The organism is Burkholderia anthina (genome assembly GCF_902498995.1).
Taxonomy (GTDB): domain Bacteria; phylum Pseudomonadota; class Gammaproteobacteria; order Burkholderiales; family Burkholderiaceae; genus Burkholderia; species Burkholderia anthina.
The window spans coordinates 159,966-172,514 of the sequence record NZ_CABVLY010000012.1; the positions used below are offsets into that span (position 1 = coordinate 159,966).

At 59.1% G+C, this 12,549-nt stretch carries 5 protein-coding genes; 3 read left to right on the top strand and 2 right to left on the bottom strand.

What is annotated here, in order from left to right:
• Positions 1-116: 116 nt before the first annotated feature.
• Genes BME24068_RS17405 through BME24068_RS17415 form a run of 3 tightly spaced genes read left to right on the top strand, consistent with a single transcriptional unit; the run spans position 117 to position 9,158 of the window.
• Positions 117-2,729: a hypothetical protein gene (locus BME24068_RS17405; protein ID WP_174926803.1), complete on the top strand. Its 2,613-nt coding sequence runs from the start codon at positions 117-119 to the stop codon at positions 2,727-2,729.
• On the top strand, positions 2,726-6,931 hold the full coding sequence (locus BME24068_RS17410; RefSeq protein ID WP_174926804.1) for a DEAD/DEAH box helicase family protein: 4,206 nt from the start codon (positions 2,726-2,728) through the stop codon (positions 6,929-6,931). Before BME24068_RS17405 ends, BME24068_RS17410 begins: the two co-directional genes overlap by 4 nt.
• 1 nt (position 6,932) lies before the next feature.
• Complete coding sequence (locus BME24068_RS17415) at positions 6,933-9,158, top strand: hypothetical protein (RefSeq protein ID WP_174926805.1); 2,226 nt, start codon at positions 6,933-6,935, stop codon at positions 9,156-9,158.
• A 298-nt stretch (positions 9,159-9,456) separates the two neighbouring features.
• Here BME24068_RS17415 and BME24068_RS17420 read toward each other — a convergent pair whose 3' ends face one another.
• Positions 9,457-11,160 (bottom strand): coiled-coil domain-containing protein, encoded by a 1,704-nt coding sequence (locus BME24068_RS17420; RefSeq protein WP_174926806.1) that lies wholly within the window; start codon positions 11,158-11,160, stop codon positions 9,457-9,459.
• 53 nt (positions 11,161-11,213) lie between these two features.
• Entirely contained in the window at positions 11,214-12,323 is a 1,110-nt protein-coding gene (locus BME24068_RS17425) for a dsDNA nuclease domain-containing protein (RefSeq protein ID WP_174926807.1), read from the bottom strand.
• Positions 12,324-12,549: the final 226 nt, after the last annotated feature.

Consider the following 12,549-nt stretch of genomic DNA (forward strand, 5'->3'; position numbering starts at 1 on the left):
TTGCGAGACTTGCTACCCGCAAACCAGCTGCACGGCCAAGGGCCGTGACGAAACCCGCGAACCCGCCTCAACAGTTAGAGCCACTTTCCCCTCCGCGGGACCCCGAGCCTCCGCCCGTGTTGCCGCGCACTCGCGAGGCGCTCATCGCGCTGTACCAGGACGACAGCGCTCAGCCGAGCGAGCCCTCATCGGCACTGATTTCGCTTGCCGACTTGTATCTGCATGCTGCGCAGCACCGTTCGCGTCATATTGCGATGGTGTGGCCGGCCACGCTCAAGACTTTGACCGTCGTGCACGCCCTGGCTACGCTGGTGCGTTGGCACGAAGGCGATAAGCAGGGCGTCCGAGGCCTGCTCTTCCCAGCCAAGACCAACGTTTTCTATCGGCTAAACCACCTACACTTAGACCGAAAGTCTCTGTTGCATATTGCTAACGACCTAGTCGAAGGCAACGGCAACGCCAAAGTCATTCGGTCGATGCGAGACAAGGATGCTTTCCTTTTCTCGCTAGCTGACAAATGTCTTCCTGAGATTTCGGGGGAGCCCTTCAATCCGACCATTGGCGAGTTGCTGCCGCTTTTCTTAGCCACGCCCGACTCCAACGGTTGGAGTGTCTGCGACGCTCGATTGCTCGCACTCGTTCGAGCCAAGCTTGCCCGACGAGCGCATGCGAAGGCGTTGCAGATGAATTGCGCCGTCATCGGCGACCCTCATACCGCGCCGGACGCGCTTTTCGCGCTTGATGGGCGAATGGGAGAGGAGGGACTCCGTAAGGCCTGCAAGGCGCTGTCGAAACTCGGCCCGCCAGAGGTGGTGCTGGTGCAAGCAACGCGCGCGGTGCGTTTCGGGGCTCCAGGCTGGAAAGGGCAATTGGCACGCTTTTGCCTCATGCTCGAAGACATTTTTCAGAGTGCTATGCCGGGAGTGGTCGTCGTCACGGATGAGCCGCACGCCGCCTACCGGCTCAAGGACGAGCTCTGGGAGCGAAATCATAAGCGTGACCCTCAGCATCGCTGGCACATGCGGCACGAGTTCAGCATTTCCGGCATTCCAAGTACTGTGGGCAATGAAGGGCTACTGGCGCCAGGAACTCGCGAGGCTGCTCATCCGTCTCCTCGCGAATTCGATGTACACATCGTGGATGCCGACGCGGCCAAGGTGGCGAACAGGCTCATTCGCATCGCCAGTGCTGCGCCGGGCGGACAAGCATCAGCGAAGCCGCTTGCCGACGCTGCCGCCTTTCTTTCGCGTTTGGCGGCCCTCCCTTGCGGCGTGCGCCACATGTCGGAATACTTAGCCGGCCCGGACGTGACTGACCGCACACGTAGGGAGTTCGACTGGCCCACTCATTTGGGTGCCGCTCTCGAGTTCAACCGCAGCGTTGGTGTCGGAGACGACCGGCCGCTCCTACTCGATTGCCTGGAGCGCGGCTCGAAGCTCTTCGGCAACTACTATGCTGCGACTCCCTTTGCCCACAAGCTGGCCGCCCTCGTCGCGAATGCCGCTACGGGGAAGAAGCGCAGCGTGGCCATCGTGTTCCCCAATGCGCTTTACCGGCGCTTGGCCGAGCGCTTCCTCGCCGAGTATGACCAGTACCCATCGGGTGCAACTTACGATGCCTTCGGTGACCGCGTGCACCTACTCCCTGCTGCGCAATTGGAGGAGCACATTGACGGGCTGCACGGTGCGACGCTTGTGTTCGCTGGACTCAACGAGGATTGTCTGCGCGTGCTGTTAGCCGACGACCGAGTCCCCGCGCACTCGGTACTCTTGCTGACCCAGCGGGCAGGTCAGTTTCTGCGAGCAACCCTCAAGCCCATCGTAGAGCGCATGCCGGAGTTCAAATCCTACAAACCGCGGATGGAGTCCATTCTGCGGCAACTGAAGGACTTGCCTGAGGACGCGTCTGTACTTTCTACCGGCGACTACGTGTTGCCGACCTTCCGGGTCGAGCTGTCGTCCGATATTGCACTGCACGAGCAGGAGGTCGACCCTGATTCATGGGGCATCCGGTTCGACAACGGCCTCACGCAATATCGCCGTGGCACATCGGACGTGTACGTCTACGAGCCGGCTTCGCAACATGCCACTGACGCGGGATTCCGGACGTGCCAGGTTCGCTCTTTGGAAGTCGGGGACAGGGTCTTCCTGATGTCTGCGGAACTGCGCGAGATGGTCGAGCAGGTATTGTGTGACGCAGGGGTGTCAATCCAGTCCGACAAGACCTTTGAGTCAGCACTTCGTAGCTACCACGAGCTGGTGCAAAAGCGCCTTGCGCAGCGGTTTCCGCAAGCTACAGTGGCAGACCAGGTACGCGCCGTTCGCCAGTCGATGGTGGAACTTGATGCTAGCTTGGAACGCAGATTGCCAACGTTGCAGGCGATGCGCCACTGGATTGACCTAGGGCGCTCACCCGACACTCCATTCGAGCAATTAAGGCCGCAAGCGCCAAATCGCGAAGACGTGTTTAAAGCCTTCGCAGAGGTGCTCGGTTTTTCCTCGCTTGAAGCTGCCTATCATTGGCAGCGTGTCATCACGGCCGTCCGCACCTCGCGCCGGCTAGACGGACGCCATGTTTCCGACATCTACGCGTACATGCTCTTGCAGCCCGAGTCGGTTATGGCTCATTCCAGCATCAGAAGGAAGACGCTTCACCAGTTGTTCGACAAGGCACGTGAGAACGTTGCTACCGTCGAAATCGTTGGTCCCCTGAAGGAGTCGAAAGAATGAGCCAGTCTGTTTTGCGCGCTGACCCTGCGAAAGTCTCTCCCACGCTGAAGGAGGCGGTGGTCGACAGTCTACTCAACTTGACTTATGCGCAACTCAGCGGTCAAGGACGAACCGGACAATACATCTTCGGCGCCCGGCCGCGAGCACTGCTCAATTCAGGCTTCCTGCTGCCCCAACGCAGTGTCTCGGGCGACGATGAGGTGACGTCTCCCATTTGGGTCTCGTCGCACGGACTACAGATGCAGCTCAACGCTGTGACACCGGCAGTGATGACGGTCTTGCCTCGATTTAGCGTCTATGTACGTGTGTTGCCTCGCGAAGAAGACCTAAGGCGACCGAACTGCCGGCCGGTTTTCATGTTGCGACAAGCGCTGGTCGATGAAATCAAAGCCGAGCGTGACCGCCGGTTGGAGGGCGAGTGGGAGAAGGTCAAGGGGGGGTACACCTCCAAGTGGAAGCACCCAGATTGGCCTGTGATTCGGGCCCGGGTCGTCGATGAGGTTTACAAAGCCAAAGGCGTCCCTCGGCACCTCCTGACCGCTGACGTCCCGCAAGACGAAAGCGACGTCGAGGCTGATGAGGCGCTATGCGATGCCGACAGCGCAGGCGAGAGTACGAAGGAGGGGGTGCCAGTTAAAGCTGACGAGTCTTTTCCCATCAAGGACGAGCATTTCGAGCCGTTGACCGTCCCGCACAAATGGATGCGACTTGAGGTGCTGCTCCCGCCACTCGAGCTTGATATATTCAAGAGCAGCGAAGAGCTGCAGCGTGACCTCGACGACCACGCCGCGCGCATGAACGCGGCCGTGGCCAAACGCGTAGCAGAGTGGGCGCAAAGCGATGACCCGGATACCGGCGGCAAGGCATGGGGTTATCGGCACGACCTGAGCATCCCAGCAAGCCGTTATACCAAATGGGCTGACTTCCTTGACCTGGTCCGCAAGTCAAACCTGCGCATCGCGCTGCCCCAGATTCAGCTGAACTGGGACCTTGAGCTGTACCCTGATTGGCTGGACCCTTCAAAGCGAAGCTTCTTTCTTGCACTTGAGAACGTCAGCAAGATGCCCAAGCAGCATGTCGACGAGACGGAAGAAGCCGTCTTTCTCGTGTCGCTTCGGGTTGAGTTGCCAGCCGCGCTCCATCACCCGCTAAAGCTTGAGCGCGTCGAGCCATCCTATCGCTATAACAAATACCTCACCTATCCTGCAATGGGCCACAACTGTGGTGTAGTGCGGGTACAGTCTGACCCTGCGGGTTGCGTGCTTGAGACGACATGGACACCTCGTTACACGCAACCGCGCATTGTCCCGACGAGCGCCAACGGGGTCCAGCGGCGAGTGCGCTCGCTCGCGCAGCCCGATGGACTAGATGGCTTGTCGCCACTCGTGCCTTCAATGCGGGAGTGGTTGAAGAGCCTACCCACGCACGTCAACCCTGCCGAAGGTCTCGACTCCTCCGACGTGGCGGGCATTGCTCGCGAGGAGGAGGCATTCCGTCAGGACTTACGCAAATGGGAGGCTGAGATGAAGGCGGTCGAGGCAGGCCTGAACTGTCTGCGCGAGTCACGCGATGCGTGGCGCAGCCGGGGCCTCCAGACTGACGCGAAAGCCATCGTCTACGAAGCGTGGCTGGCCACGAACGAGACGATGGCCGACTTCATGCAGGCGCGCTTTGGGGGCGACGACAGCGAATGGCGCTTGTTTCAGCTGGCTTTCATCGTCGCCAACATTCCGGCACTCGCCTCGCGCATTCCGGAGTTGTCGCACTTCTACGATGAGCGTCGCGACGACGCGGTGACGCTACTGTACTTCGCCACCGGTGGTGGCAAGTCAGAGGCATTCTTCGGACTGCTGGTCTTCAACCTCATGCTCGACCGTCTGCGCGGCAAGCACCGTGGGGTGACGGCCCTGATTCGCTACCCGTTGCGCTTGCTGACGATTCAGCAGGCGCAACGGGCGGCGCGCGTGTTGGCGCATGGCGAGCGTGTGCGCCGTCGTCATGGCTACGGCGGAGACTCGCTTTCCATCGGCTTTTGGGTGGGAAACGGTGGCTCGCCTAATCGCCATAGCGCCAAAGGTGTCAAGAGCATTCCGACTGTGTCTGAGGCGCCTCCCGTCCTCGCTGACGAGCACGCCCTTCGGGAGAACGACAACAAGTACACGTTGGCCATGCGCGCGTGGCGAAAGCTGCCCAAGTGCCCGTTTTGCGGCAGCGAAACCGCACTACGGTTGTTCGTCGACTCCAAGAACCAGACGCTCGGCCATGTCTGCACCAATATCCAGTGTGATTCCAACGGGGGCCAGTGGAAGCCGCTCCCCTTCTACATCGTCGATGAGGACATCTACGACCTAGCGCCGTCGGTCTTGCTCGGTACGGTCGATAAGCTGGCGCTCATCGGGCACTCGAACCACACCATCCGCCGCATCTATGGCATGTTCGGCGCCGCACCTTGGGTCAATCCGTCTAACGGGCGGCTTTACGTTCCCATCGACAACCGTGAACTCACTGCTGGTCCTGCCGCAAAGGGCATGGAGGGGGTGTACCCTGCCTATCAGACTGGCAAGCGCGTCTTTCACGACCCGTTCCCGAGTCTCATAATCCAAGACGAGGCGCATCTGCTCGACGAATCCCTCGGCACTTTCGCCGGCCTGTTCGAGTCCACGCTGGATGCCGTGTTCGAGTATCTGGCGAAGCCGCTCGCGAGCCTGATTGCAGTCGACGGGCGGGGCCGTCGGCGACGAACCAAGGTCATCGCGGCGTCAGCCACCGTGGCTGACCCCGAAAGACAGCTTGAGCACCTGTATCAGCGTTCGATTCCGGCTACACAGTTCCCGGAACCCGGACCGACTCTCTATGAGTCTTTCTACGCCAAGCCTGCGCAAGCTAAGGAAGTGCTGCGCGAGGCTCACCCGGACGTCGAAGTGGCCAGCCAGCAGGCACGGGTGTACACCGCCTTTATGACTAACGGCAAGCCCCACACATCCACCAGCGTGGCGGTGCTGTCGGGATTTCACTTGACCGTCACGCGGCTCTTCGACAACTTCACCAGCGGTGCGCCCGCGCACTTCCAGGCGGCGCAGCAAATGTTGGTCGACCATGTCTCTGCGGGGCCACTTGAACAGCTGCACAAGCAGGTGCTGGCCGCAGCGGACGCCTCGCAGCTGGCCACGCTTATCGACCTGCACCGCATTGCGCTCACCTACGTCACGAACAAGAAGGGCGGCGACCAAATCATGGCTGCCGAAGCTGAGGAGACTCGAAAGCGCCACCTCAACGAGGGCATCGCGCTGGAAGGCCTTGATACTCGCCTCATCACCGGCTCGGTTGAACAAGGCGAAATCCAGGCCGTCGTCGATACTGCACAGCGCCGCGTAGCTCCTGGCCAGCCGTTGCCGCCGATTCGAGAGCAACTTCGCTCCGTCATCGCCACGTCAGCTATCTCGCACGGCGTGGACGTCGACGAGTTCAACTCGATGTTCTTTGCTGGCATGCCGTCCGACATCGCGGAGTACATCCAGGCCTCGTCACGTGTAGGGCGTACGCACATCGGCTTCGTGGTCCTTGTGCCCACGCCACAGCGCCGCCGAGACCGTCACATAGTGCACGTTTTCGACATCTTTCATCGCTTCCTGGAGCGCATGGTGCAGCCAGCGGCTATTGACCGCTGGGCAGAGCGTGCCGTGGAGCGGGTCTTTCCGAGCTTGCTGCAGGCTTACCTGCTCGGGGTCGTTCCAAGCCGCGAAATGATTCTCCTGCCGGAGGACGAGAAGGGCAAGACGCCGGATTTCAGCTTCATACCCAATGTGCGTAAGGAGTTGAACGCCCGCGGCGACGCCTTCATTGAAGAAATCGACAGGTTCGTTGAGTTGGCAATTGGACTGCGTGACGCCTTCGCGCCAGAGGGCAAAGAGCATTACCGTGCCCGCATCGACCAAAAGACCCGCGACCTCGTTGCCAATGCGTGGAGCAGCCCGGTTTGGGGCAGCGGTAATATGGATGGTTACTTTAAGGCTCAGACGGACCTGATGCTCAAACCGATGACATCGCTGCGCGATGTCGACCAGGGAGGTGCAATTCAGGCTTCTACCCGTGACGCAGAAGGTAAGACCCAGACGCCCGGCGAGGTTCTGCTGGTGATGGACCTAGTCCGTCACGGCGTGGCTAACAACGACGGCGCGGATAACGCACAGACGGGGGACTGAGATGGCAACTCGCAAGGGTTTCTTGGATACCGAGGGCGAAGAAAAAACGCTCAGCGCACCGACGATGGCGCGGTCCCGGGGACAACTCGGTTCTGCTTACGCACCTGGTGCCTTCTTCACCTTTGAGGGCGGTCTCGGCGCTTGCATTTCCTTGCCGGACTTCTCGTCAATGGTCGACGACGCTCCGATTCACTCAACCACGAAGGCACAAATCATTCTGCGACTTCAGGAGGTCTGGCAGAGTTGGTTTGCGCGGTCTTACGCGGTGGGCATCGGAAACCGGCAAATCGACCCCCGCCAGTGCTTGGATGAGGCGCTTCTCGGAGGTGCTACCGTCGTGCCTCTGGGTGCAGACCGGCTCGCGTTCCTGAGCCCGCTACGCATGGGATATGCTCCGGCGCCGCTGACTTTCGTGTGCAATAAGTGCCGACTCTTCAGGCGCTTCGAATCAGCGCACGACCTGGCGCAAAATATCACCCGTCTACGCAAAACCCAGTGCGCTGCGGCTGACGGGAAAGGGCTGTGCCAGTGGCGCCAACTGGACGTCATTTTCGTGCACTGGTCGGGCGAGTGGATGCCAGCGACTCCCGGTCGATGGGAGTGGGATGACCGCAAGAACGACCTGAGGCTTTCCGGCGAAGAGTGCAGCGTATGTGGCAAGAGGGACTTCAAACTGAATACCGACTCGCCGCGCATCGGTCAGTGGCACTTCTACTGTGCCAATCCGACCTGCGGGCATAAAGGTTCAGATGAGTGGCGGCAGAACGACCAGTTTACGACGGAGGTGTTCAGGGACACGGCTAATAGGCGTGTGAGCGAGCGTCGTATGGAACCTATCTCATACCGAGCCTCTTCCGCCTACTACGCACAATCCGAGCAGTTCGTCCTGTTTTCGCAGTCCGAGCACCATTTGCTGGAGATGCTCGAACCGCAGCGACAGTCGGAGCTCGCCGCATTTATCGGCAAGCAGTTTCGGTTTGAGGGCGGTGAACTAACCTCTGACGAGATGAAAGCAGCGCTGCTGGCGGGTGGGAAAGCTGGCGAGTGGGAGACGTACGAGAACCTTTCGCGCATCTGTGAGCTAGCCCGAGGAATGGACGACAAGGGCCCCCAGGAGATGGCCGAAAAGGAACTCAAGAAGCTCATCGACCGATGGACTACAAGCGACCCGCCGCTTGTACCACCGCGTGTCGTCCTGCCGCCAGGAATCCACGCACAGCTGGCCGCTCGCAGTGAGTACACAAGCCGCTTCGACCCGTTCGTTCTGACGGCAGAGCACGAGGCACTCAACCGGGGCAAGCTCTCCGCTGCGCCCGACGGTGGTCGGGCTAAGTTCGTGCGCTTTAACCATCTCGACAACGACCTCGCCCCCAAAGACGCCAGTGTTAAGGCAGCCCAAGAAGCTCAGACGCAGCATTTGATGACAAAGCTCGGCATGGCCGACTTGGGCCTGATTCGAGAGTTTGACCTGTGTCGCTTCACGCACGGCTACACGCGAGTTAGCGCGACGCCAACCTTGGAGAAGCGGAACCAATTGATGCCTGTACGCTTGCGCCTGTTCGACCCGCTGCGTAACGGAAAACGACCCATCTACGTCGTAACGCAAGCCAACGAAGCGTTATATGTGCGCCTCGACCCTCGCGCGGTTTACAGGTGGTTGCAGTCCGTCGGCGTCGTTGACCTGCCAGATTGGGACGAGAGCGGCATTGTCAAACTTGGCGGAAAGATTCTGGAGGTCGCGCAGCCTTTTGGGCGGTACTTCTCTTTGCTCAAGGAGGGCGATGCCGCAACCTATCGCTACGTCTACACGTTGCTCCATACCTACGCTCACTCCATCATGAAGAGCGTGGCTGAGCTTTCTGGTCTGGACCTGGGCTCGATGGGAGAGTATCTCTTTCCGTTGGACTTGGCGTTCGTCGTTTACCGAAACGGTACGACTATGGACCTGGGCAACCTTTCGTCGCTGTGGCGTAACGAGAACAACCGGTTCCTGTCTCGCTTGCTCGAGCCGTCCACGCATCGCTGCAATTCGGGTCGCCTCTGTGACACGGCCGGCGGGGCCTGCCCTGACTGCATCATGATTCCCGAGACATCATGCCTTGCACAGAATCAGTTGCTGTCTCGCGCGGTTCTCAAAGGCGGCCCACCGCCGCGCGAGGACTCCACACACAGGGGCAAGCGAATCCCCGGTTTTCTTGAGGTGGTTAACGAAGGGATTGCGGACTGAACGGCTGAACGCGTTCGACATGTTGACCTCTCACTCTGAGGTGACCGCTGCTCTATGCGTGGAGGCCGCTCGACGGTCGCGGGACCTACCCGCGACCGTGCACTCCATCTGCACCAGGCCGGACGTGCCGCAAGCGCGCGCTGCCGAAGTTGGAACGTTTCTTGACCGGGCAAACGTGCGAGCTGTTCGAAAAGAGCACGCTCCCGACCCAGGTACGTGCAAAACTGCGCTCTTGCACTGGGTCTGGCGCCCTTGTACCACAGTGCAACGCTGTACCCTCTTATCGAGACATACGTATCTATTCGCCGAAAACACGGACGAAGCCGGCTTGGAGTCGCTCGTACAACTCGGCGGAAAGCAATCGATTCTCGTCGAGCTCAATGACGGTCGAGTCTTTCTCCAGAGTTTGCATCGCGGCATGGCGTGTCGCACATACAAACAACTGAGTGTCCTTCGTCGCACGGCGCTTGAGTTCTTCCGAAACGAGGCCATAATTCAGCGCCCCTTGGTCTTGCTGATTTGGCGTGTCGAGAATCAACGGTGCGAGTACCTCAGTCTTGAAATGACGAATGAGGCGATGCATCGTCAAGTGATAGGCCAATTGCATCCGAGAGCTGTCTGCTCCACCACCTGAGACGGCAAGTTCTCTATATCCAGTTGGTAGGGCCGTGCGTACATCGAAGGCCGGTGAGAGCCGAAGGGTGTCGCAAAGGCCGGCTAGCTCGCTCTGGTAATAGGCGTTGATGCTCTCTTCTTTTCCATCCTCAATGAGCTCACTCTGTGCTGCTCGCTGCTCAGCGAGAGTTTTCTTGTTGGCACGCAATCGCAATCTCGCAGTGGTGGTCACCTCCTCCGCGCGTCGTCGTACTGAATCGGTCCCCATGGTCTCGAGGATGCTCTTGACGGTCACGTCTTTGTCGAGTCGCTTGAAGCGCCGGTTGAGCTTGGCTAATTCTTCGCGAACGGCGTCGAGTCGCCTGAGTGTCGTTTCGATTGCCGCCTCGATTTTCGACTGCGTAGCCGTGAGCGACGCAACCTGCTGTTCGGCCTGTGCGCGGTCTTGCAAGAGCGACGCGCGCTCTAGGAGAGTGTTGTCATGCAATGTGCCGCATAGAGGGCAGACAAGAACATCATCGCGCAGTTGGGTAGATGCGAAATCGTAGTCCTTCTCGATGTCATCCACGGCCGCTTGTGCAATTCCCCGCTGGACCTTGGTAATTTCGAGTTCTTCATGCTTGGCACGTAAAACGGACAATGCACGCTGCTCACGCCGCTTAACGGCGACCATTGAATTCTGGATGTCTGCAATGGCCGAATCGAGTTCGGCGTCGGTCGTTGGAAGTTCTTCTGGTGGAGCGAGCAGCGTCAAGACCTCAACCGCGCGGCCATACTTTTCAATGAGTCCCTCGTCGGCGTCGATGTGCTGAAGGCCCTTCGCTATCTCGGCACCTACCTCGAAATAGGCTGCGGAATGATAGCCCACGTGGAAGTTGATAATAGGGCGTCGCCAGTCCTCATATTTGTGGATGACGAAACTTCCCCACGGCTCAGTCCATCCGCGTCGCTGGTCGACGTAGAAAGCGGAGAAATAGCAGGCAGGCGGCGGCACTTCATGAATCCACTTTTCTTTGCGGCGTGGTAACACCGCACCGAATTGGACGATGCTGGCGAATGCCTGCTCATAAGCATCGCTCGTACTGTGGTAGACCGTCCACGGCTCCTCGCCAACCTTGAGACGAATTTGGTTGCGATGACGTGCAGCAAGGTATGTACGACCGTCAACCTCGAACTCCAGAATCGTTCTGGCATCGAAGGGGGCCCAGAGAGTGTCAAAATCAAAATCGCAGCCTAGAGTCCACAGCGGCAATCGCACCAGCGTAGACTTGCCGATGGAATTGTCATCACCTGTTATCAGATTTAAGCCGGGTTCGAATCGGAATCGTCCTGCGAGCTTTCGGGAAGTCGATTGAACGAACAGTTGCTTGAATATCAATGCGCTCATAGGCTTTGGTACGTAGCTTTCTGACGAGCAGTTTATAGTTCGGAAGGGCCATTTCAGGCTCGCAGGTATTCAATGATGTATGCGGCGACCAACGAGGTTTCGTCGATAAGGTGTTCACGCACGACATCCGGGGATGCCGCTACGAGGCTCGTCAACAGGTCAGTGGTCAGCCTTAGCGGGAAGTCGGCCTGCAAATGTTTTGACACCGCAGCTCGTACCTGCAGATGTGCGAGAGACCCGCCGTCAAGAGTGTTCAGGACGTAAGTCCGAGCGGACTGCCGGAGTTTTCGCCGTTCTCTCGGTTCGTATTGGAGCTGAGCCGTCGCGTACTCAAAGTCCGAGAGGAGGTCGTCGACCGTGGCGGACGACGCAAACTGTTCGAACAGTGCGTCCACTCGTTGGCCAGTGAGGCCCTTGTTGCGGACAAGGCTTTCCCAGTCGGAATAGTCCCAAGTATGGACACCCTTCCGGCGGAGTTCGTCTTGCAGAACATGGTAAATGGCCTGGCAGTCTCCGCCTCCATTCGAGACCCGTTCACTGATAAGGTCGGCTATCAGCCCGATGACGGCTCTGCGGTGTTGCAGTTCGGGAAGCTGTGGCTTATGGAAATGGAGCTTTTCCAGCGCGCAGTCAGTCCCGAGTTCCGCCGCGAGAGCTGCGCTTATCTCGTTCGCTGTCTCCTGGTGCAGCGCATCCCATGGGATTTCTTCGAGTTGAAAGCCTTTTTCTGCTAACTCAAGCTTGAAGCCACCGGTTGCCACAAGCCGAACCTTGTCCACCCGGGCGGCAATTTTCTTGTCGCCCACGCTTGTGAACATTTTCCCAAGCACTGATGGCTTCTGCTTTATTCGTTTGACGAGCGATTTCTTGTTGAAGTTCGCGCTCGCACCGGCCTTAACTTGGCAGAACACGAATCTGGCGTCGGCAGCGTCCAGAGAAGAGCTGAAGACGACGTCTTCGTGAAACTCGACGAATACGATGCTCACCTGATTGAGCTTGTGCTGCTCCAGGAACTCATAAAGCGCCCAGTCGTACTGGAAGTTGAAGCGGTCGAAGGTAGCAGCGCCGGCTTTCTCCCGCTGAGACACGTAGAGCGGGTTGCTCGCGGGCGTACCACTCGATGCCGCTGCCGTCTTGGTCAGGCGCGGTTTGGGGTCTCTCACGATAGTGTTCGGGCTCGATATTTGAACTGATTATAGCGACTGCGCACATGAGGCGAACTGTCTTCGTGCAACCGTACAGAAGCTCGTTGGTCCACCAGGACCTAACTGGGCTGCCGGGGGCTAGGTAGCCTCCATCACCTGTCGCGGCCCTCCCCAGTATCAGGCTTAGATTCACAAGAAGGGCTATGGCCGAGCCTGCGGGCGATTGTTAAGCTGCTCGCTCGCA

Bases quoted from the DNA above. Each gene is read 5' to 3' on its own strand.
- BME24068_RS17410 (WP_174926804.1), top strand. From the start codon at position 2,726: ATGAGCCAGTCTGTTTTGCGCGCTGACCCTGCGAAAGTCTCTCCCACG.
- BME24068_RS17415 (WP_174926805.1), top strand. From the start codon at position 6,933: ATGGCAACTCGCAAGGGTTTCTTGGATACCGAGGGCGAAGAAAAAACG.
- BME24068_RS17420 (WP_174926806.1), bottom strand. From the start codon at position 11,160: ATGAGCGCATTGATATTCAAGCAACTGTTCGTTCAATCGACTTCCCGA.